General features: G+C 36.3%; 21 protein-coding genes. 5 read left to right on the top strand and 16 right to left on the bottom strand.

The window, feature by feature from the left end; genetic code table 11:
* Nucleotides 1-11: 11 nt before the first annotated feature.
* From ACFJGY_RS05075 to ACFJGY_RS05020, 12 genes are all read right to left on the bottom strand, one after another.
* The gene (locus ACFJGY_RS05075; protein ID WP_379968744.1) at nucleotides 12-509 is read right to left on the bottom strand and encodes a hypothetical protein; all 498 of its coding nucleotides are present in this window, start codon (nucleotides 507-509) and stop codon (nucleotides 12-14) included.
* Nucleotides 472-1,866: a DUF4173 domain-containing protein gene (locus ACFJGY_RS05070; RefSeq protein WP_379968742.1), complete on the bottom strand. Its 1,395-nt coding sequence runs from the start codon at nucleotides 1,864-1,866 to the stop codon at nucleotides 472-474. The genes ACFJGY_RS05075 and ACFJGY_RS05070 overlap by 38 nt, the downstream gene beginning before the upstream one ends.
* Nucleotides 1,867-1,903: 37 nt before the next feature.
* Nucleotides 1,904-2,389: a Coq4 family protein gene (locus ACFJGY_RS05065; RefSeq protein ID WP_379968740.1), complete on the bottom strand. Its 486-nt coding sequence runs from the start codon at nucleotides 2,387-2,389 to the stop codon at nucleotides 1,904-1,906.
* Nucleotides 2,390-2,399: 10 nt separating this feature from the next.
* Complete coding sequence (locus ACFJGY_RS05060; protein WP_379968738.1) at nucleotides 2,400-3,239, bottom strand: metallophosphoesterase; 840 nt, start codon at nucleotides 3,237-3,239, stop codon at nucleotides 2,400-2,402.
* Nucleotides 3,240-3,296: 57 nt separating this feature from the next.
* Entirely contained in the window at nucleotides 3,297-3,587 is a 291-nt protein-coding gene (locus ACFJGY_RS05055; RefSeq protein WP_379968736.1) for a winged helix-turn-helix domain-containing protein, read from the bottom strand.
* 2 nt (nucleotides 3,588-3,589) lie between these two features.
* On the bottom strand, nucleotides 3,590-4,204 hold the full coding sequence (locus ACFJGY_RS05050; protein WP_379968734.1) for a hypothetical protein: 615 nt from the start codon (nucleotides 4,202-4,204) through the stop codon (nucleotides 3,590-3,592).
* Nucleotide 4,205: 1 nt separating this feature from the next.
* A complete protein-coding gene (locus ACFJGY_RS05045) occupies nucleotides 4,206-4,823 on the bottom strand; it encodes a hypothetical protein (RefSeq protein WP_379968732.1) in 618 nt (205 codons plus the stop codon).
* Nucleotides 4,824-4,895: 72 nt separating this feature from the next.
* A complete protein-coding gene (locus ACFJGY_RS05040) occupies nucleotides 4,896-5,309 on the bottom strand; it encodes a hotdog fold thioesterase (protein WP_379970107.1) in 414 nt (137 codons plus the stop codon).
* 79 nt (nucleotides 5,310-5,388) lie between these two features.
* Nucleotides 5,389-6,189, bottom strand: coding sequence for an enoyl-CoA hydratase/isomerase family protein (locus tag ACFJGY_RS05035; RefSeq protein WP_379968730.1), 801 nt, complete (start codon nucleotides 6,187-6,189; stop codon nucleotides 5,389-5,391).
* Between the two features lie 124 nt (nucleotides 6,190-6,313).
* Complete coding sequence (locus tag ACFJGY_RS05030) at nucleotides 6,314-8,983, bottom strand: reprolysin-like metallopeptidase (protein ID WP_379968728.1); 2,670 nt, start codon at nucleotides 8,981-8,983, stop codon at nucleotides 6,314-6,316.
* 188 nt (nucleotides 8,984-9,171) lie between these two features.
* On the bottom strand, nucleotides 9,172-10,119 hold the full coding sequence (locus ACFJGY_RS05025) for a T9SS type A sorting domain-containing protein (protein WP_379968726.1): 948 nt from the start codon (nucleotides 10,117-10,119) through the stop codon (nucleotides 9,172-9,174).
* Nucleotides 10,120-10,297: 178 nt separating this feature from the next.
* A complete protein-coding gene (locus ACFJGY_RS05020; protein WP_379968724.1) occupies nucleotides 10,298-11,851 on the bottom strand; it encodes a helix-turn-helix domain-containing protein in 1,554 nt (517 codons plus the stop codon).
* 393 nt (nucleotides 11,852-12,244) lie between these two features.
* Between ACFJGY_RS05020 and clpB the strand changes: the two genes are divergently transcribed.
* From clpB to ACFJGY_RS05000, 4 genes are all read left to right on the top strand, one after another.
* Nucleotides 12,245-14,836, top strand: a complete 2,592-nt coding sequence (clpB, locus tag ACFJGY_RS05015) for an ATP-dependent chaperone ClpB (RefSeq protein WP_379968722.1) — start codon at nucleotides 12,245-12,247, stop codon at nucleotides 14,834-14,836.
* A gap of 94 nt (nucleotides 14,837-14,930) precedes the next feature.
* Nucleotides 14,931-15,425: a hypothetical protein gene (locus tag ACFJGY_RS05010; RefSeq protein WP_379968720.1), complete on the top strand. Its 495-nt coding sequence runs from the start codon at nucleotides 14,931-14,933 to the stop codon at nucleotides 15,423-15,425.
* 70 nt (nucleotides 15,426-15,495) lie between these two features.
* On the top strand, nucleotides 15,496-15,744 hold the full coding sequence (locus tag ACFJGY_RS05005; protein ID WP_379968718.1) for a type II toxin-antitoxin system ParD family antitoxin: 249 nt from the start codon (nucleotides 15,496-15,498) through the stop codon (nucleotides 15,742-15,744).
* Nucleotides 15,745-16,044, top strand: coding sequence for a type II toxin-antitoxin system RelE/ParE family toxin (locus tag ACFJGY_RS05000; protein ID WP_379968716.1), 300 nt, complete (start codon nucleotides 15,745-15,747; stop codon nucleotides 16,042-16,044).
* A 33-nt stretch (nucleotides 16,045-16,077) separates the two neighbouring features.
* Here the strand turns inward: ACFJGY_RS05000 and ACFJGY_RS04995 are convergent, their stop codons facing one another.
* Together ACFJGY_RS04995 and ACFJGY_RS04990 are read right to left on the bottom strand one after the other, a co-directional pair.
* Nucleotides 16,078-17,937: a M1 family metallopeptidase gene (locus ACFJGY_RS04995; protein ID WP_379968714.1), complete on the bottom strand. Its 1,860-nt coding sequence runs from the start codon at nucleotides 17,935-17,937 to the stop codon at nucleotides 16,078-16,080.
* A gap of 99 nt (nucleotides 17,938-18,036) precedes the next feature.
* Nucleotides 18,037-18,273, bottom strand: a complete 237-nt coding sequence (locus ACFJGY_RS04990; RefSeq protein WP_379968712.1) for a hypothetical protein — start codon at nucleotides 18,271-18,273, stop codon at nucleotides 18,037-18,039.
* A 181-nt stretch (nucleotides 18,274-18,454) separates the two neighbouring features.
* On the opposite strand from ACFJGY_RS04990, the gene bglX reads away from it, so the two are divergent.
* Entirely contained in the window at nucleotides 18,455-20,677 is a 2,223-nt protein-coding gene (bglX, locus tag ACFJGY_RS04985; RefSeq protein ID WP_379968709.1) for a beta-glucosidase BglX, read from the top strand.
* A gap of 164 nt (nucleotides 20,678-20,841) precedes the next feature.
* Here the strand turns inward: bglX and ACFJGY_RS04980 are convergent, their stop codons facing one another.
* Nucleotides 20,842-21,672, bottom strand: coding sequence for an endonuclease/exonuclease/phosphatase family protein (locus ACFJGY_RS04980; protein ID WP_379968707.1), 831 nt, complete (start codon nucleotides 21,670-21,672; stop codon nucleotides 20,842-20,844).
* Between the two features lie 52 nt (nucleotides 21,673-21,724).
* The gene (fmt, locus tag ACFJGY_RS04975) at nucleotides 21,725-22,675 is read right to left on the bottom strand and encodes a methionyl-tRNA formyltransferase (RefSeq protein WP_379968704.1); all 951 of its coding nucleotides are present in this window, start codon (nucleotides 22,673-22,675) and stop codon (nucleotides 21,725-21,727) included.
* Between the last annotated feature and the right edge of the window lie 164 nt (nucleotides 22,676-22,839).

The raw sequence follows: 22,839 nt of genomic DNA, 5'->3' as shown, positions 1-22,839 counted from the left end.
ATTCTTTTTTGTTATTCGATTTTTACAAAGAATTTTCCAACTGGATCGCCGTCTGCCATATTGTTCTTGGCAAAGATCAGCCAATACTCTCCTTTTTGTTTTGTGTCATATTCTATCGTTGCCCCAAATGGTCCATCAAAAGTATTATCCGGCATTCTGATCTGATTGAATCTTACATTCATCGGCGTCTGGGTTTTCAGATAACCTTTTATTTTAGGTTGGCTGAGGTTTTCTAATTTCAAAACGATTTGATCATCAGGATTTTTGATTTCTAGATTCAATCGGATTGGCATTTTTGAAGCGTCAACTGTGATGATATTCTGGTTAGATTCTTTTTCTGTTTTTACAATTGTTGAAAGTGAATCAACCGGCTTTTGAATTGTTGTAACCGTATCGACTTTTGTCTCCGTTATTTGCGGGTCTTTTTTGCACGCAACCAAGAATAATGGAACAAGTGCCAGATATTTTAAGCTATTCAAGTTTTGTTTTTTCGATATTAATTGTTTCATAATATAATATTTTTGAAAGGAAAGTTTCATCTTGATAAGATTTGATTCTTTCTTTTAGTTGGTTTTTCATTTCAAAATCTCCGGCTTTTTCAGCGTAATCCAGCAATATTTTTTCATTATAATTTATGGAAACTAGATGGAAATTCTCTGCAAAATCTTTTCTTTTGATATTGTTGGCCGTGATGATTCCGCCCCAATTGACATAACTGCAAACCAAAATCAAGCCATAAGAAGCCCAGAACATCTTATTGAAAAGAAAGGCATTGGTCTTCTGATTCTGAATTTTGATAAAGGTAAAAATTAATCCAATCAATGCCATTGTGAGGAAAGCATAAACACCCAAACGTTTGTAAGTCAGTCCAAAATTTAGAATATATTCTGAGTTTTTGATGATGGCAGAAACGACCAGAAGAGAGTTCAAAGTAATCCAAATCTTCGCAGAAATTTTCAATGACTTTGCTTTTTCATCAAAATTAAATCCTTTTTTGAAATAGAAAAGAATGACCAGAATCGCCATAATGATTGACAGAATCACCGAGTTTACCCGTTCGTGCGTTTCTGCGCTCAGGCTATCAGCAGATTTTGTGACTTCGTAAAACTGTTCGTAATTATAAGTTGCAATAAAAACTAAAAGCAAAATATTAAGAGCAGAGAAGGAAATCAAACCGCTGGTTCTTTCAGAATCCAGATCAAGGAATGAGAAAGTCGGTTTTCCCAATTTGATGACGCTGGAAAAATCGTCATTCAGAAATTGATTTTGTTTGAAGATGAATCTTTCCACACCGAAATTCCAGAAAATAAAGCCAATATAAAATCCTACAATGGCGAGAATAAAAATTTGGAAGAAACTGAAATCTAATTTAATTTCACTGAAAAAGTTATCAAAATGTGAACTTCCTGCGGAATAAATGCAAAGAAAAATGGTGATGAAAATTCCCGGAATCAGAATAAAAGTAATGAGTCTCTTGCTGAAACTTTTACCTTCATTAGGTTTTTCATACCATTGCTCTATGTTGAATACTCTTCCCAAAAACGTGAAGAGATTCAACAACAGAACTTCGATATATAAAAATGGTTTCAGTTTCGGATAAGTTCCTTTGAACCTCAGCAAAAACAAGGATACAAAAACTGCTGCGAAAGAAACAGCGTCGCCAAACCAGGCAAATGCAAATGATGAGAAAATTGAGGTCACAAAAAGTGTAAGGAATGTTCGGGTTCTGAATTCGGATTTGATTTGAGTAAAAGTCAAAATACTTAGGAATATTCCAAAAATTCCGAGATTGAGCGCAATATATTCTTTGTAAAAAAGGATGATTATCGCTAAAACTGTAATGAAGATAAGATGATGTTTTTTCATTATTGTAATGTTTTATAAATTAAAAATTAATTAGGTTTTAGTAGAAAACCGGAGTTTGCTTCTGATAAACAAAGTCTCTGATATTGTCAAAATTGTGGGCAAGTAATTTCTCAAAATCCCAATAATAGAAAGGTCTCATCCGCTTTCCTTTTTTATACGCCTGAATATAAATCTTGAAATATTCCGGAAGAATGAGACTTCCTAAAAAGATGGCTGCCAGAAGATGAGCATTCATTTTTCCATTACCTAAAAGCAAAAACTGCATCGCAATTTCTTCCTCGAACCGGGTTCCGCAATCTGTAAGCAAATGATGAACATCGTGATTTTCCATCTTGGGAATCATTGTAAACCCGTGCTTTTTGTAGAATTCGCCGAGTTTTCTACCAAGCGTATCTTCTTCAAAAGCCAGCAATTGCTGTTGGGAAAATGCCCATTGTCTTTTCTTTTTCTTAAAATATCTTCTATACAGCCTTTGTGTGTTGTCATAAACAAAAAGCAAAAATCGAATGCGGTTTTTTTTCATAATTTTTATTTTAAATTGATTTTAATGTGAAAATTGTAATTTCTGGTCTGCAATTGAACCTGACTTGGTAAGAATGTCCCAAAGCGCGGTTGATATAAAGCATTCTGTCATCTTCCAAATCGATGATGCCGGAAGTGTATTTTCTGTTCTGGACTGGTAATATCAATGGTGGAAGAAATGGCGGTTTCGCTTGCCCGCCGTGTGTATGACCGGAGAGAATCCAACCTTTGTAACCGTTCCAGACATCCAAATCGCAAACGTCGGGATTGTGGCAAAGGACGAGATTGGCCTCATCCGGATTGATCATTTTTGTTAAATTTTCGGGATGGAAATTAGTGCCCCATAATTCTTCAAATCCATAAATATGAAGTCCCAAAATATCCACTTTCTCATCCCGAAGCATTTGAATGTTCGAATTGGTAAGGATTTTTGAAACTTCGTCAGCAACATACTCTTCCCTCCATTCTGCGCCGTAATCGTGGTTTCCGAGAATTGCAGTTGTTCCAAGAGTTCCGAGAACGGCTTCTTTCATGACGATTTTCAATTGTTCGAGTTGTTCCGGATTATCTTCCCAGCAGACGAAATCGCCGGTGTAAACTACAATATCGGGTTTGTACGCTTTTGCTTTTTGGAAAGAATCAATTAGGTAATTCCAATCGAATCGATTGCCTACGTGCAAATCTGAAATCTGCATCAGGATTTTGTTGTGAAGTTTTGAGGGGAGATTTTTAATCGGTAAATCCTGATGAACAAACTCCAAACAAAATGGTTCGATTTGCCAACTGTAAAAACCCAGCGAAACTCCTGCTGTTGCGAGTAAAGATTTTGTAATAAATTTTCTTCGATTCATTTTTTTAATTGTAAAGTTCTTTGAATTACAAAGTTAATTTTCAAAAAAAATCGGGAACTATCTTCCCAACAATTTTTCCAAATTATTGATATGTTCTGTAAAAGCATCTCTGCCTTTCTGTGTCACACGGTAAGAAGTTCTCGGTTTTTTGCCTACGAATTCTTTTTTCACTTCTATATATTCTGCTTTTTCCAGAGCTGTGCTATGGCTTGCGAGATTTCCGTCGGTAGCGTTCAGAAGGTTTTTCATTTCGGTAAAATCAACCCAATCGTTGACCATAAGAACGGACATAATGCCCAATCTTACACGACTTTCGAATTCTTTGTTGAGCTGATTGATGTTTAACATTTTTATTTAAAGTTTTGAAAACATTGAGGTCCTACGGCTCCACCTCCGTATTCTAACGCTAATTTGTTATTGACTAAAATATAATTACAATTGTTATTAAAATTATTTCTATTTGTGGCTTTATCCTGAAAAACATCAAAAGAGTACATTCCCAGTCCGCTTCTTTTAAAACCAATTTTAATAGGCTCTCCATCTTCTATCGAAATACAATCTGCATTATCTAATTTTTCTTTTAGAATTTCAATTGTTTCTAAATCCCAATTAAGCATATTCTTAAGGTCTGGAGTAAGAAGTATTTCTTTATTAAAATTCCAACTCTGAAAATTTTTTTTCTCTGTACCTTTATTTTCAATTGCAAGTCTTCCAATAATTTCATCATCTTTAAACTCAATTGAGACAATCTTATCTTTTGGTTTAATCTTATTGAAATACAAAATCAATTCATCAATTTCTTTTTCATTTGAGTAATATTCTTCTTTCAACTCTGAAACTGAATAATTTTTATCAAAAGCTCCAAAAGCAGAAGCAATCATAATATTTAGTACAATCGCACCAATTGTGAACAATCCAAAAACAATAGCGAGTCCAATTAAAATATATTTTAAAGTTTTGGACATTTTAATCATATTTCCTATACATCAAAATCCCATAAAAAATATGCAGAAATCCAAATCCAATCGCCCAAAATATCAATCCCCAACCGAGCCAGAATAAGGCAATCATTCCAAGAACAACTTCGCAAATTCCAAGATATTTGACATCACTTAATGTGTATCTTTCTGCATTGATCAAAGCCAATCCATAGAAAATAAGCATTGACGGCGCAATTAAAGGAAAATAATGGTGATACCAAAGCGCAATACAAAAAATTCCGCCTGCAACTAATGGAATTGCAAAGTTGAACAGAAGCTTTTTTGTGATCGAATCCCAGATTTTCAGGTTTTTCTTTTTGCTTTTTCTTGCCGTGAAAATATAACCGCTGGAAATGGCTAAAACCAAAACCACCAAAGCGACATAGAATAATTCCTTGGCCAGAGCCGGTCCGTAGATATTTCGTTCGCCATCAAAATAATCGATGCCTTCTCTTTGGAAAACAAAATAAACATAAACAGAACCCAGCAACGCCACAATCCCCGCAATGACGCCGGACAAACCACTCAATGAAATAAATCTCGAACTGCGTTCCATCATCTGACGGATGTGTGCCAACTCTTCCTGATAATTTTTTGATTCCATAAAAAGAACTTTGAATTACAAAGCTACAATTTATTTTAAAACTTCAAAATAAATTTTGAAGTTTTTTGAAATTTATAATTCAGTTATTTTTTTGCCAATCTTGTAAACTGTTCCGCGAAAACCAGCAACTACCTCATCATTCTGATTTTTTATCGTGATATCATAAACGGCAGTTTTTCTTGTATCCGTCAATAAAATACTTTCCGCTGTCAAAACATCGCCTGTTCTCACCGCTTTTGTAAAGTTGATATAACAGTTGAGTGCAACAGCTGCTTCGCCCGTATTATTGGAGGAAAAAGCCAAAGCAGAGTCTGCAAAGGCGAAAGTTACACCACCGTGAACAGTTCCTAATCCATTGATCATTTCAGTTTTTACAGGCATTTTTATGAGACAGTAATTTGTTTTGATATCGATGAGTTCTATCCCCAACCATTGAGAAAATAGATCCTTCCCGAACATATATTCAGCGGTTTCTTTTGGAGTCATAAAAATGATAATTGATGATTGATAAATGATTTTTGGCATTAAAAAATACTCAAACTCTCCTATTCTCAAACTCTCCAACTTATTTCCCTTTGTAATTAGGCAAACGTTTCTCGATAAAAGCGGTAACACCTTCGCGGAAATCTTCTGTTTCTGCTGCGTCTTGCTGAATGATGGATTCGTAATCCAGCTGTTCTTTCAACGTAAAATCATAAGATTTGTTGAAGGCTTTTTTGGTGAGGTAAAGTGCTGTCGTGGCAGAATGTGCCAACTGCGTAAGAACTTCCATTGATTTCTCCACGAATTCTGAATCCGGGAAAACATCCGCCACCAAGCCCATTTTCTTAGCTTCAGGCGCAGGTACTTTTTTCCCTGTGAATGATAAATAACTCGCCAATTGTTTCCCTACTAATTTCGGTAAAAAGTAAGTTCCGGCCGTATCCGGAATTAATCCAATATTAGCAAATGCAAAAGAAAAATATGAACTTTCTACTGCTAAAGTGAAATCACAAATAGAAGCCAGCATCGCACCAGCGCCAACTGCAGCTCCGTTTACCAAAGCAATCACAGGTTTTTTACACTTTACAATCTCTAAAACCAAAGGATTATAATATTCGATTACAAAACGCTGGATTTCCCGGTCATCGTCATCATTACCAAAACTTAAAGCTTCTTTCAGATTTTGACCGGCACAGAATGCTTTTCCTCTCCCTGCAATGGCAACACAACGCACGTTTTCATCTTCGCTGAACTTATGAACGGCATTTCGCAATTCGGAGAGCATTACTTTGGTTAAGCTGTTATAACTTTCCGGCTGATTGAGGTAAATGAGTTGTAATTTCCCATCAAACTGAGCATCTATTTCTATCTGAGTGTAATCCATTTTCACGTAATTATTGTTAGTTGCAATTTAATATATTTTATTGAAAGCACCGGAGAAAGTCTTATTCTGAAAATAACAAAAGCCGACCATTGCTGGCCGGCTTTATATTTATAAATAATTTAGATTATTTGATAATCAATTTCTGAGTATAGTTAGCTTTTGGAGACGTTACTTTAAGTAAATAAACGCCTTTTGTAAGGTTAACATTGAACTCATTTGTAGATTCACCAGTCAAAACATTGAAGCCTGAAGTGTGAACCAGTCTGCCATTCATATCATAGATCGCAACTTTGGCATTTCCTCCAAGATCTTTTGATTTGATGAAGAAATTTCCGTTGGAAGGATTTGGATATACTTTTATATTATTAGAATTGAAAGCACTTTCATTTACTGCTAATGACTGCGCATCTCTTGTACATAATTCTAATGACCAAGTTGTTATTTTACCAGTCAGCAATCTAACGTTGTCTGAAGCGAATAAATTCCAAATACCTTTTGTATCATTTCCTTTGAAGATAGATAAAGATTCATCAGGTTTTACACTTCCGGCAATTGGCGATGCACAAACGTAAGCAGAACCCTCATCACTAAAAGTAGCAGTAATTCCTGAACTTGTACATTTTCTGTTCCATAACCATGCACTTTGGCCTAATGGACCTTGGATTCCTACAACAATCTGACTTGTTCTTGGATGCTCCACTGTTGGTTTCACTCTGATTTTTGTAATCACGCCAGAATCCTGAACATCAATAGGAACCATAATTTGTGGAGACGAAATAGGTCCGCCTGTGCTTCCTGTTCCATCATTGATATCAACCGGTGCACCTGTATAGTTATAAGTTGTACAAACCTCACCTGTTGCAGAATAATCAATTACGAAGCTAGGACTCATTGCGAAATAAACATTGTTTACCGCTTCGATCATTATATAAGCATTTGCTGCTTGTGAACTTGCAGGGATTGATACTGTTTCTTCACCGTCATTCGCTGTATTCGCAGCAAGAGTTGTGAATGTCTTACCTCCATCAAGAGATAATTTGATATTAACATTTGATGTGCTTACAGGCGCTACATTAGTATTAGCCACATTCCATTTTACACTGTAAGTAGAACTGGAAACAAGACTTTCTCCAAAAGTTGGCGCTGTCACTACGAACGGACCAGCAGCCGCACTTACCGTCAGGATAACCTCATCCGTATTTGTCTGAGGACCTGCAGCAGAATTATCTCTTGCTGTTAAAGTGAAATTAAGAGTTCTTCCAACGCTGGAAAGAGCTTCCCAACGTGTCGCATTAACGCCAGCCAGAACTTTTCCATATTCCGGGAAATATCTTACAGGCTGAGATGTTGGAGGCAGCATTTTAAAGTTTGGCCCACCAGTTTTCGTTGGAGAGGCGTAAGATCCTGTACCAAACTGTGCAGTCCCGGTGGCTGAATTATTTTGCTCCCAGACATAAGTCATCGCATCATTTTCAGCATCTGTAACAGTTCCTTTTAATACAAACGGCGTACTGATTGGGATGGTAACGTTAGGTCCGGCATTTACAACAGGCGGCGTATTCGTAATTGGGGTATTTACAGCACAAGCCTTGCTTGCAAGATTATTCTGGATCTGAACGATATTTCTGTAAGTAAAGAAATCGTTTGAGTTAAATTGTGTATCATAAGCACCGGTAATCCCTGTGTAAGCCATAATGGTATTACCACTTCCTACTTCCACCTGCACTCCGGAACCTTCTGATCCGCTGTAGGTATGCGTGTGATTGGCACCAACCTGATGACCCATTTCGTGAGCCACATAATCGATATCAAAAATATCACTTACAGGAATATAATGTGATGTGAAGCCTGAACCTTTGGTCGTATTCGTACAAATACAACCGATACAGCCTGCATTACCGTTAGGGCTTGCATAAACTACAACGTGTCCTATATCATAATTTGCAGCTCCGATAACAGATGTCAATGTGGATTGTAACTGCGAGTTATAAGATGTTGTGTAAGGATCTGTAGCAGCATCCAGATAAATAATCGGTAAAATATCTATCAGATTAAAATGCACGGCAAGATCTTTCTCGTAAAGAGCATTAACTCTGGTAACCGTATTGTTGATTGCAGCAAGGACAACTGCCTTCTTTTCTGCATCCGTTGCTCCTGTAGCTCCGGCTCTTGTTATATGATACTGAGAATATTCTGCCTGAGCGGACATTGCCAGTCTGAAGGTTTTAAAAACCTGATTTGTGGATTTGCCTGAACTTAATTCTGCATTATTCCCCTGGATGATCTCATCCATTGTAGAACAGATAAATTCATCTTTCTGATCCAGAATTCTGGAAGCTGAGGAATATGCTGCATAAACGTCATTCCCAGCAGTATAAGCTTCTATAAAATTAGAACCTTCACTTCTGAAAGTTGTAGAAGAAAGCCCCTGATCAGAAATACTGAATCTCAAGTAAGCCGTAGGATCTGTAACACCAATTCCCATGTAAGATCTGATATTCGGGAACATCGCCTGAACTTCCGGCGTGAAATTGGAATATTCCCAAACCTGGAATTTCTCCAAAACGCCATTAGCATTAGGCATCAGAATCTCTACTCCCTGCTGACCTGAAAATTTTTGCGGCGCATTTTGTAATTTTGATATCAACAAAGTTTTATCCAAAGAGAAAAGCTGTTTTTCTTTTAAGCTTGCAAATTCTTCTTTCACTTGCCTATTTGTATTACCCACCTTAGACCATTGGGCAAAACTCAACAATGGCAATGCCAGCGCTGAAATTAGTAAATACTTCTTCATAATTAAATTATTTCTTGCAAATTAAGAATTTTCAGCCAAGTTTCATAACTTTTCCTTAAGTAAAGTTCTAAAATTGATATTATATTAATACAATCACCCATAAAATTTGTGGATCCAGAAAATTAACAATAAAAAATCGCCTGATGAAAAATTCACCAGACGATTTGCTAATAATTTAAAAATATGAATTACTTTTTGATCAATTTATTTGTCAAAGTGATATTCGAAGAGGTTTTAGTTTTAATAATATATACACCTTTTTCAAGATCACTAACATTCACTTTAGATTGATTTCCTGTGAGCGTTTTTACCACTTTTCCGCTTGCGTCATAGATATTAACAGAAAGGATTTTCATGGTTTCCAGATTTTTGTATTCAAAATAGTCCTGAGCAGGATTTGGATAGATATCAACCTTGGATTTGAAATTGGTATCGGCAACATTCAGGAAGTCGCATTCTGCTTCCAGTTCATACAAAGCTTCAACATTAATCAACTGAAACCAGTCAAAAGTATTACCTCCCATTGCCACACTTTCGCCAATTACACCTTCTCCTGTATCATAGTGGGCTGTAGTCGACCAGGCATTGGCATCGGATTTTGTACTCATCCAGATTCTTTCGTGCGCCATATTCCCGTTTAATAGAATCGGGGTTTGAAGTTTAATTTTTATTTTTCTGATGATAAATTGATGCAAAGGCTCATATCCAACTTCTTCAAAAGATTCTATCGTACTGTTTGTAACTGCAAAAAGCTGTTGATTCGGGATATTTCTTGCAGGATCTTCCGGATCTTCCGGCGTAGAAAGGATGTTATCATAAAAAACAAAATTGACAAATGTCGGAGGAAATTTACTCGCCAATGTAACCGTAATGCTGTTGATCTTGATCGTTTGATTTTCTGCAATCGGAATATCTACCGCCGCTTTTTGACCACCATTTCCAATGATGAAAACACCATTCTCTTCCTCGGTGTCATTAATAACCACTGCGTTGCAAGTCGCTACTTTTGAAACCAGTTTGTTCGAAGCCTGGACATTGTCTAAAGAAGATTTGGTGAATGATTTTCCATATCCCAAGTCTTGAGAATAGCCGAAGAGCGATCCCAATGCGGAGAAAAATAGTAAAGTTTTTTTCATAATAATTAATGTTAAGATTTATTGAAATATATTTTGGAATTAAAATCAAACAGAGGATATCCGTTCAATTCTTTAGAGTAAATGTAGATGTTAAAATCAATAAAAAATAACATTACACTTTCGAAATATCATATTTCAAAAACCAAAACATGCAGTTAAAATATTAATAATCAAACAATTAAATATTTTTATTTTTTCTTTCAGCTTCACGGAGGAAAGAAGACGGAGAGATGCCCGTAACGTTTTTAAATATAGTTGTGAAGCTGCTGTGGGAAGAAAAACCTGCCTGCTCGGCGAGATAACTTATCTTATAATTGAGAAATTCCGGGCGGTCCAGGATCTGTTTGCAGATATAATTGATCCGAAGCTCATTAATGTAATTATTAAAGTTTTTCTCTTTGTGTTTTTTAATTGTTTCGGAAAGATAAGTCGGATTGGTTTTGAACATCACCGCAAGACTCGCCACAGAAAGTTTGGAATTGGTGAATCTAGTCGATGCCTCAAATCTTTCTAATTTTTCCAGAATACTGGCTTCTGCAGAGCTTGGAACTGCGAAAGAAACTTTCTCCTTTTCTTCAACTTCCGGTTCTGTGATTTCGACGGTTTCTTTTTCCTTTAAATTCGAAATGAAGCTCTGATAGATCAGCTTTTCTTTTTTCCTTTTTTGATTGATGTAAAAAATGAATATTCCTCCTAGAATAATTAATAATGCACAACTGAATATCAAAAGCTGGTTATGACCTTCTTTATCAGAAATTTTTTCCAGGAGATTCCTCTGTTCAGCATTCACAGCCGTATTGATTGCCTTTAAGTTATTCTCCTTTACATCAGGATCAAGATCAAGTAACTTCTCCGAATACTCAATATATTTATCGTGGTTGTTTATTGCTTTGTAAGACGCAATCAGCTTTTTGTACATATCAGCTCTTAGTCTGCTGTCTTTGAAACCATCATCTTTCATAACAATCTCCAATGAGTCAATTGCCCGCTGATGTTCATTTTTATCGGCATAAACTTTAGCCAAGTTATTGTAAATGAAATATTTGAATTCCTTATTTTCATTATCCCGAATTACCAATGCTTTGTTAAGAAAATATTCGGCTGAATCATTTTTTTTGAGATAGGCATAAGCAACGCCAATATTGTAAAATGCGCGTCTGTACTGGAAAATATCTCTTTTATTTGGGGTTCCGTTTTTCCTTAGAGATTTCAAAGCGTACTGATAGTCTTTCTTTGCCATAAGAAAATTTTCTTTGTCCGCTTCCAGATTCCCATATTCAATGAAAAGGCGTGCTGTCAAATAATTCTTTTCATATCCGTTCGGAAGCTTGTCGACTTGTTGCTTTGACAAATCAAGATATGGTTTTATCTTATCCGGAAAATTCAGAAAGGAATATTGATTGGCAATAGAACCATAGATTTTTGCCATCATCCGGGGATCATCAATTTTCTCTGCAATTTCTTTCGCTTTGAAAAGCATCTCCGTTGATTTTGCAAAATCAGGTTTTTTGATTTTCAGATAAGCATCCGCCATTTTCATCCGTACTTCGTATTTTGCTTCGTCAGAGATTGGTTGTTCAAGCTTCTTTAGGCTTTGATCGATGATTTGTTCCGGTGAAATTTTAGAATAATCCAAAGTCTCGGAACCAGACAGGTCTTCCTGATTTTGTTTTTGAGCAGAACAAAATATTGTAAAACAGAAAGTCATCAAAACAAATAGAAAACGAGTCAATTTCAGATTTTATAGACTCAAATTTATAAATAAAAAAAACGAATTAAAACATTACTAAATAGTACTGATAAAAATTTCATTACCAAATTGACAATCATTTTTGATCGATTTTACAAGTTTCCGGAAATTTTGTCTTTTCAATTTGAATTAAAATTTAATTATTCGGAAATTTTGTCTTATAATATTAGAAATTAAACAAAAGAATACTTTTTGCGATAAGGTATTCGAATTAAATGATTGATAAAGCATTAAGAAGCTCAAGTTGGAAGATTTCAGTTTCTTAATGTTTTTTAAAACAAAAGTCATTCTTATAAACTTAAAAGTTGAATAGAATTTGATGTAACTTTAATAACCAATCTTTTAATTTTTTAATCATTTAATAACTAAAAAGATATGAACTTAAACCAATATACCGTAAAATCGCAGGAAGCCATCCAGGCCGCTCAGCAAGTGGCAATGGAATTTGGCAATCAGCAAATAGAACCTCAACATTTATTGGAAGGAATCTTTCAGGTAGACGAAAATATATCGCCTTTTTTACTGAAAAAGTCTGAAGCAGATGCTAATCTGGTAAGAGAGCGCAACCGTGAAAATCTTGAAAGACTTCCAAAAGTACAGGGAGGAAATATTTACCTTTCTCAATCAGCGAACAAAGTTTTGCTGGATGCTCCGAATATCGCGAAAAAAATGGGCGATGAATTCGTAACCATCGAACATTTATGGCTTTCATTATTAGAAACCAATTCTGAAGTTTCTAAAATGTTGAAAGATATGGGCGTGACCAAAAGTCTTTTGGAAGGCGGAATTAAAGAATTAAGAAAAGGAAGCAAAGCCACATCTGCAAGTTCGGAAGAGACGTATCAATCGTTAAATAAATATGCTAAAAACTTCAACGAACTCGCTGCAGAAGGAAAATTAGACCCAGTTATCGGCCGTGATGAAGAAATCAGGAGAGTTTTACAGATTCTTTCAAGAAGAACAAAAAACAATCCGATTTTGATTGGTGAACCCGGAGTTGGTAAAACTGCCATTGCAGAAGGAATTGCGCACAGAATTATAAGCGGAGATATTCCTGAAAATTTAATGGATAAAACATTGTATTCATTGGATATGGGAGCATTGATCGCCGGTGCAAAATATAAAGGTGAATTTGAAGAAAGGTTAAAATCTGTCGTGAATGAGGTTATCAAATCAGACGGACAAATCATTCTTTTCATTGACGAAATTCATACTTTGGTGGGAGCCGGCGGTGGTGAAGGCGCAATGGATGCTGCAAATATCCTTAAACCAGCTTTGGCAAGAGGAGAATTAAGAGCGATAGGTGCAACAACTTTAAATGAATATCAAAAATATTTTGAAAAAGATAAAGCTTTAGAAAGACGTTTCCAAAAAGTAATGGTGGAAGAGCCTGATACGGAGTCTGCAATTTCCATTCTCCGTGGAATTAAAGATAAATATGAAGCGCATCACAAAGTAAGAATCAAAGACGAAGCAATTATTGCGGCGGTGGAAATGTCTCAACGATATATTTCAGACCGATTCTTACCGGACAAAGCAATTGACTTGATTGACGAAGCTTCGGCTAAGTTGCGAATGGAAATCAATTCAAAACCTGAAGAGCTGGATGTTTTAGACAGAAAACTAATGCAGATGGAAATTGAGTTGGCAGCGATCTCAAGAGAAGGAAACCAAACGAAAATCGACCATTTAAAAGAAGATATTTCAAAAATCTCAGAACAGAGAAATGAAATTAATGCAAAATGGCTTAAGGAAAAACAAAAATCTGAGGATCTAACAAACATCAAAAAAGATATTGAATCTTTGAAACTGGAAGCCGAAAGAGCATCAAGAGCAGGAGATTACGCAAAAGTTGCAGAAATTCAGTACGGAAAAATAAAAGAAAAAGAAGATGCTTTGCAGAAACTCGAACTGGAGATGCAAAACCATCAGAATGAATTGATTAAAGAAGAAGTAACCGCTGACAATATCTCTGAAGTCATCGGAAAATGGACTGGTATTCCTGTTACCAAGTTGCTTCAGTCTGAAAGAGAAAAATTATTACATCTTGAAACCGAACTTCACCACAGAGTTGTTGGTCAGGAGGAAGCCATTCAGGCAGTTGCAGATGCGATCAGAAGAAACAGAGCGGGATTGAGTGACGAGAAAAAACCAATTGGTTCATTCTTGTTTTTAGGAACAACCGGAGTTGGTAAGACTGAGCTGGCAAAGGCTCTAGCTGAGTTTCTATTCGACGATGAAAACAATATGACAAGAATCGATATGAGTGAATATCAGGAACGTCATTCCGTTTCGCGATTAGTTGGTGCGCCTCCTGGATACGTTGGTTATGATGAAGGCGGACAATTGACGGAAGCTGTTAGAAGAAGACCTTATTCAGTAGTGCTTTTAGACGAAATTGAAAAAGCGCATCCGGATGTTTTCAACACGCTGCTACAGGTTTTGGATGATGGAAGATTGACTGATAACAAAGGCAGAGTCGTGAATTTTAAAAACACGATTATCATTATGACCTCAAATCTCGGTTCGCACATTATTCAGGAGAATTTTGAAAATATTACGGAGGAAAACCAAGATGAAATCGTTGACAAAACAAAAATTGAAGTTTTTGATTTACTGAAACAAACTCTTCGTCCGGAATTCCTGAACAGGATTGATGAAACCGTATTGTTCCAGCCTTTGAGAAGGAAAGAAATCGGAAAAATTGTTCAGTATCAATTGAGAGGTTTCAATGATCTGTTGGCAAAACGAAACATCATAATGACTGCGACACAGGATGCTTTGGATTACCTTACCAACAAAGGCTACGACCCGGCTTTCGGAGCTAGACCTTTGAAAAGAGTAATCCAGCAGGAAGTTTTAAATAAATTATCCAGAGAGATCCTCGCAGGAACCGTGAATGATGGTGACAGAATCACGTTAGATTATTTCGAAGAAACAGGTTTGGTTTTCAGACCGGTGGAATAAGCGTTAAATTTTTCTTCATATTAAATACTATTTTAAAACGAAAGGGCGTTTCTGAATCAGAAATGCTCTTTTACTTTTTAAATAATTAATGAAAATGATAACCAAAAAATCTCTAATTATTGGAGCACTTATAATTTTAGTCTCCTTTAAATCAAATAAGTTAAATTATGAAAATACAGAGACTTCATACTTAGGATTTGAAAAAATGGAAGGATATTCTGATGAAAGCCAACCCGATTATCGATGGTTTAGGAAAACATATATCAAATTTAAAAATGACAGTGTCTTCATTGACCAAAGTCCAATCGCAATTAGTAAGAATGATACAATATATTCCGCAAGCGATGGAGGATTCTATTATTACAAAGGAATTAAGAATGAAAAAGGAAATCAGATAAAAATTACAACAAAGGAAATTTCTTGTGACAATTGTCCAACTATAATGAAAAAAGATTCCAATGGTGAGTATGTAAAAGTAAAAAGAGAGAAGAATTTAATGGCTAAAAGAATTGGCAATGATTTACAAATTAGCAATAAATTATATCATAAGGTAAAAAATGAAAAATTACGAAGTGAATTCTTAAAATAAAAAAACACATAAATTTGTCCAAAATACCAAAACTTGGTACATTTGATATTAGAAATTTAAGCAAAAGATAATGGCTAAAAATACATCCATTTTATTGGGAGATTATTTTGATAATTTCATAAGCAAGCAAATCAAAGATGGAAAATATACTTCTGCAAGCGAAGTTGTAAGAGCGGCATTGCGATTATTCGAACACGAAGAAACAAAAAAAACAGAACTGATAAAAGAACTCCAAAAGGGAGAAAAATCGGGATTTATAACAGATTTTGATCGAGAATCTTTCAAGAAAAACCTACATCAAAAATATGTTACTGAATAAATGGATTTCAAATTCAGTCAAGAAGCCAAAAATGATTTAGAAAAAATCTGGCTTTATACTTTTGAAAATTGGTCTTTGGAACAGGCAGATTATTACTTTGATTTGATAATGGACGAAATTGAATATTTATCCGGAAATCCAAAATCAGGCAAAGATTATAATAAAATCAGAAAAGGTTATTTCCGTTCACGTGTAAAATCACATTTTATTTTTTACAGAATTAATATAAAAGAAGAAAAAGTTGAAATCATCAGAATCCTTCATCAACAAATGGATATTGATTCTCACATTAATGAATAAAAAACGCCACAATCATCTTGTGGCGTTCCCATTTTACAAACTCTTCAAATTATCCCCCGGCGTGTAATCCATAAAAATCCCGCCATTCAAATTAATAGATTTGATTTTCTTCTTAACCGGAATATTCAGGTTGGTTATCTTCTGGTCTTTCTCCCAAACTGCCGGCGTGAAATGCTCTTTCTCCGTCGTCCCATCGTCATAGGTCAAAACCACATCAAAAGGAACCGCAAATCCGCCAACATTCTCTACCGTTAAAGCCAACTGATTATTTTGTTGATAAACATTTCCAATCTTCAGATCAATATAATTGTTCGTATAAAACCAGTTATTAAAAAACCAATTCAGATTCTTCCCCGAACCGGCATTCATAGAATTAAAATAATCCCAAGGAATCGGATGTTTCCCATTCCAGTTATCCATATAAGTATGAAGCGCTTTTTTGAACAAGTAGTCACCCAAATAATCTTTCAAAGCCAGATAGGAAAGTGATGATTTCACATAAGCATTATTCCCATAACCTGCGCCTGCAAGCTGAGAACTCATTGTAATCACAGGCTGGTCTTGTTCCGCAGAAGCATCATTGATCCAACGCTTCACACGGAAGTTTTTATAAAATTTGTCCGCTGCTTCCTGCCCGTTTTCAGCAATGCCTATCAGATATTCAAGAGTTGTTGCCCAGCCTTCATCCATATAAGCATATCGTGTTTCATTGATTCCCATATAAAAAGGAAAATAAGTATGCGCAATCTCGTGGTCAGCCGTCAATCTCGCATCCTGGAAATCATCGGGAATACTCGTATCGTTGATCATCATTGGATATTCCATATCGGCGTAACCTTGGACGGCAGTCATCGCAGGGAAAGGATATTCCACACCCGGCCAGTTTTCCGAAAACCATTTCAGGTTGTAGCGCATCCACTCCGTATATTTTTCGAAATCTTTTGCACCAGCATTATAAGCCGCTTGTACGCTCGCTCTTTTTGTTTTCAACTGGACACTCGACGCATCCCAAACATAATGATTGCTCAAGGCAAAACAAAAATCAACAATGTTATTCGCCTTGAATTTCCAAATATTCCACTCATTCTGCTTCGTCACTTTCCCTGATTTCATTTCAGATTCATTTGTAACATGAATGATTTTATCAGATTTCAAAGACTCTTTAAAACGTTTAAGATATTCAGGTTGCAGAACTTCTTCAGGATTAAGGAAATCTCCCGTTGACCAAACCACAAAATTCTTAGGCGCAGAAATCGCAAACGAATAATCATTAAAGTCATTATAAAACTCCTGTCTGCCGTTGTGCGCCAGCATATCCCAGCCATTGTAATCATCATAAACCGAAACTCTTGGGAAAGAGTAAGCCACATAAAAAGTCTCCGGATCTATCTGTCCTTCTCTCCCACTTTCCTTTGCTAATGGATATTCCCAATCGATCTTGATTTCAGTTTTGGATTTTGAGGCAATCGCTTTCGTCAGCTTCACCGCTTCCACAGTTCCCCAATCGTCGCTATTGATATTGTATTTTTCACCGTTAATGGAGAATGATTTTATCTTCAGACCATCCGTCATCGATTCTTTCGAAGCATATCCGGCTCTTGGAGCCTGCGGTTTATTCACATTATTTACAAACCGAATCGCCAAAACCTTCAACTCATCCTTACTATTATTGGAATACTGAATTGTCTCGGAACCCGAAACCATTTTCGTTTTCGCATCCACTTTCACGTTCACATCATAAACGCCTTTGTTCTGCCAGTAATTTTTTCCCGGCTTTCCGGAAATATCGCGAGTTCCCTTTGCATAAGCATTCTTGATATTCCTCGGCATATAAAGTTTCTGCGCAGACACCGCCATTCCTACCAGCATCAATCCCAATAATAGTTTTTTCATTCTTCTGAAATTTTAATAAGATTTATTTTAACTTTTTAATCTGCAAAATCAATGAAATCTGCGAGAAATTAAAAAATATAAGTATCAAAAATAAAGAATTTAAAACAATACGCAGACATCCATCAACCTTGAATAAGCTTTCGCTAATGTTGAATTGACATTCGCCAATCTTGAAATAGCTTCCGTTAATCTTGAATTGACATCCGCCAATCTTGAAATAGCTTCCGCCAACCTTGAATAAGCTTCCGCTAATGTTGAATTGACATTCGCCAATCTTGAAATAGCTTCCGCAAACATTGAATTGACATCCGCCAATCTTGAAATAGCTTCCGCCAACCTTGAATTGACAAACCCAAAATCCAATCAACAAAATGCAACAAAAATCACAAAACCAAAAAACATCCAAAATTCCCCTCCCATGGAGGGGTGGCAAAAATTTGAAAAATTTTTGACAGGGTGGTTTATAATAATTACATTTACAAATATTAATACCTCAAAAAGAGACAAAAGAAAAATTATGATAAAACATAGCCTTTCATTCCTATTATTAATCTTCGGAATCACCATCTCCGCACAGAAAAGCATCGACCAAAAAGTCACCGAACTCCTTTCCAAAATGACCCTGGAAGAAAAAGCCGGACAACTCGTCCAATACAGCGGCTTCGAATACGCCACAGGACCTCAAAACTCCAACTCCAAAAAAGTCTTGGAAGAAATAAAAAGCGGAAAAGTCGGCTCGATGCTGAATGTTACCGGCGCAGAAGAAACCAAAGCATTCCAAAAATTAGCTTTAGAATCAAGACTAAAAATCCCGTTGATATTTGGACAAGATGTGATTCACGGATTCAGAACAACTTTCCCGATTAATCTTGGTCAGGCCGCAAGCTGGGACTTGGAAATGATAGAAAAATCCGAAAGAATCGCGGCTATAGAAGCATCAGCTTACGGCATCCAGTGGACATTTGCGCCAATGGTGGACATTGCGAGAGACCCAAGATGGGGGCGCGTGATGGAAGGTTCTGGTGAAGATACTTTCCTCGGAACCAAAATCGGATTGGCGAGAATCAAAGGTTTCCAGGGAAAAGGATTAGGCAACATCGATGCGATAATGGCCTGCGCCAAACACTTTGCAGCTTACGGCGCAGCAGTTGGTGGCAGAGATTACAACTCGGTCGATATGAGTTTAAGACAATTAAATGAAACATATCTCCCACCTTTTAAAGCTGCAGCTGAAGCGGGGGTCGCCACTTTTATGAATTCCTTCAACGACATCAACGGAATTCCGGCAACGGCTAACAAATACATCCTTAGAGATTTACTGAAAGACAAATGGAAATTTCAAGGTTTTGTAGTTTCCGACTGGGGAAGCATTGGCGAAATGATAAAACACGGTTATGCAAAAGACAATGCTGAAGCCGGAGAAAAAGCCATCCTCGCAGGTTCTGATATGGATATGGAAAGCAGAATCTATATGGAACAACTTCCAAAATTGGTGAAAGAAGGAAAAGTGGACATCAAATTTGTGGATGATGCCGTAAGAAGAGTCTTAATCAAGAAATTTGAACTTGGTTTATTTGATGACCCATATAAATTTTCAAATACCGACAGACAAAAACAACAAACCAATAATCTTGAACACAGAAAATTTGGAAGAGAATTTGGTGCAAAAAGCATTGTCCTTTTAAAGAACCAAAAGAAACTTCTCCCACTTTCTAAATCCACTAAGACGGTTGCTCTGATTGGGCCATTCGGGAAAGATGCTGTGGCGATGCACGGATTTTGGTCGGTTCCTTTCAAGGATGATGCGCAAAGAATCGTGACTCAATTTGACGGCATCAAAAATCAATTAGATAAAAACTCAACCATACTTTACGCAAAAGGCTGCAATGAAAATGATGAAGACAAATCGATGTTTGCAGAAGCCATCGAAACCGCAAAAAAAGCAGATGTCGTGATAATGACCTTGGGAGAAGGTCACGCAATGAGTGGCGAAGCGAAAAGCCGAAGTAACCTGCACTTCTCAGGCGTTCAGGAAGACTTACTAAAAGAAATTGCAAAAACTGGAAAACCAATTGTATTAATGATTAATGCGGGAAGACCTTTGGTTTTTGACTGGGCAGCGGATAATATTTCGACTATTGTTTACAGTTGGTGGCTGGGAACAGAAGCTGGTAATTCCATCGCTGATGTCATCTTCGGAAATATAAATCCCGGAGGAAAACTTCCAATGACTTTCCCAAGAACGGAAGGTCAAATCCCAATCTACTATAACCATTACAATACCGGAAGACCTGCTGGAAAATCTACAGATAGAAATTACGTTTCTGCTTACATCGATTTGGATAACGACCCGAAATTCCCATTTGGATTTGGATTGAGTTATACAGATTTCAAATATTCAAATTTAAACCTGAGTTCCGAAAATCTGAAAGGCAATCAAACTTTGACCATCACTGTGAATGTTGCCAACACTGGGAAATTTGACGGTGAAGAAGTCGTTCAATTGTACATCCGCGACCTTTTTGGAAAAGTGGTTCGTCCAATCAAAGAACTGAAAGGTTTCCAAAAGATATTCCTGAAAAAAGGGGAAAACAAAAACGTTACTTTCAAGCTAACTCCGGAAGATTTGAAATTCTACGATGACGCACTGAATTACGATTGGGAAGCTGGCGAATTTGAAATAATGGTTGGAACTAATTCCAGTGATGTAATGACAAATAAGATTGTTTGGGAAAAATAGTTTGAACACTTCGATTCCGTTCAGTTTGATAACTCTAATACTACAAATTCAAATTTTTATCAATGTCAGTCTGAGTATTTCGACTTCGCTCAATATGAACTATGTCGAAGACTTTTTTCACTAAAATAAAAAATCCTCTTTCATCAAGAGGATTTTTGTTTGTATTATTTCTTAAAACTAATCTCCGCCAAAATCGGAAAATGGTCTGATGGATAAAGCAGATTTTCCCGCCTGTCATTAATCGTTCTGTTCGATTGAACTTCGAAACCTTTTACAAAAATATAATCGATTCTATCTTTCGGAATGGTGTTGACATCGAACGCCGTGAAAGTTCCTTTCGGTCCGTAATGTGGTTTTTTCGAATGATAATAAGCATTATCTAACGATTGCGAAATAATTTTTATAGGTTCAGTATCATCCGTCAAATTGAAATCGCCTGTCAATGTCAAAGGGAGATTTTCAGGATTCAGTTGTTTTATTTTTTCAAGGATTAATTTGGAAGAATTGACTCTTGCAATATCTCCAATATGGTCAAAATGAACATTGAAAGCATAGAATTTCTTACCGCTTTTTTTTATTTTGAAAAGTGCGTAGGTACAAATTCTGTTGTAAGCGGCGTCCCAACCTTTCGATGGTTTTTCCGGCGTTTCGCTGAGCCAGAAAGTTCCGGATTTTACAACTTCCAATTTATTTTTGTCATAGAAAATCGCTGAATATTCGCCTTGGTTTTTACCGTCATCTCTGCCAACGCCAACGTAATCGTAATCCTTCAAACCAGTTTTGATATCAACCATTTGCTGTGGAACAGCTTCCTGAACACCGAAATAATCCGGATGGTAATAACTCATCAATGCCAAAGCATCTTCTTTTCTGTTGTCCCAGGAATTTTCTTTATCACTTTCTAATGACAGTCGGATGTTGTAGGTCATCACTTTCAAATCCTGAGCGAAGAAAAGGTTTGAAGCGAACAACAAACCGATAAAAAGTTTTTTCATATTAAATATTAATGATCTTTCAAAATTAAATCTAAATTCTAATATCTAAATTTTATTTTCCGTACTCTTCAAAATTCTGGATTCCGTTTAGGAAATCTTTGACAGGCAATCTTTTTTTACCTTGAATTTGAACATCGTCAGGGAAATAAATTCCGTCTTTTGTATAGAACTTAAATTCCGTTTTTGAAATATCAACATCGCCTGCTTCCCGGGAATGTAATTTTAACTCGAATTTTCCTTTGAATATTTTCAGGGATTTTTCTTCTTCGCCAACTTTCAGCGTTGTAAAAGCTGTTGGATACGGTGACATTCCTCTCACGAAATTGTGAACAGTTTCAGAACTTTGATTCCAGTCAATTTTCAGGTTTTCTTTGAATATCTTATACGCTGTTTTTGGATTTTCTTTCTCAGGCTGAGGTTTTTCCTGAATTGAGTTATCAGCCAATCCATCCAAAGTTTTAATGATTAATTCTGAACCGATTGTCATCAGTTTATCGTGCAAAGTTCCGGCATTGTCTTCTGGCAGAACATCGGTTTCAGCTTGAAGAAGAATGCTTCCTTCGTCTATTTTTTCATTAATAAAAAAAGTGGTGACGCCAGTTTTGGTTTCGCCATTAATCACTGCATAATTAATTGGTGCAGCACCACGATAATCTGGCAAAAGCGATGCGTGAAGATTAAAAGTTCCCAATCTCGGAATCGAGAACAAAACCTGAGGCATCATTCTGAAAGCAACAACTACGAAAACATCAGCATTTAGATTTTGAATGGCTTTCAGAAATTCTGGGTTTCTGAGTTTCTCTGGCTGAAAAAGATTGAGATTGTTTTCTTCTGCAAAGACTTTGACTGGTGAAGGCGTGAGTTTCATTCCGCGTCCGCTGGCTTTGTCTGGCGCAGTTACAACGCCAACAACTTTATGATGGGATTTGAAAATAGCTTCTAAAGAAAAACTTGCAAAATCGGGAGTTCCGAAAAAAACGACATTAAGGGATTTCGTCTGCATTGATTTATTATTGATAAATGATAGTTGATAGATAATTAATGATTTTTATGGCAGCTATTCCGCCTTCCGCTCCCAAACCTAACGAAGTGGTTCGACGAAGTCAATCTTTTTTGCTCATGTTTTTCATTAAGTTGAACTTAGTAAAAGCAAAAAAGGATTTCCGC

It is taken from the genome of Epilithonimonas sp. UC225_85, from assembly GCF_042695135.1.
GTDB lineage: Bacteria > Bacteroidota > Bacteroidia > Flavobacteriales > Weeksellaceae > Epilithonimonas.
Note: the sequence above shows the minus strand (reverse complement) of the source record. Positions and strands in the feature narration are given on the sequence as shown.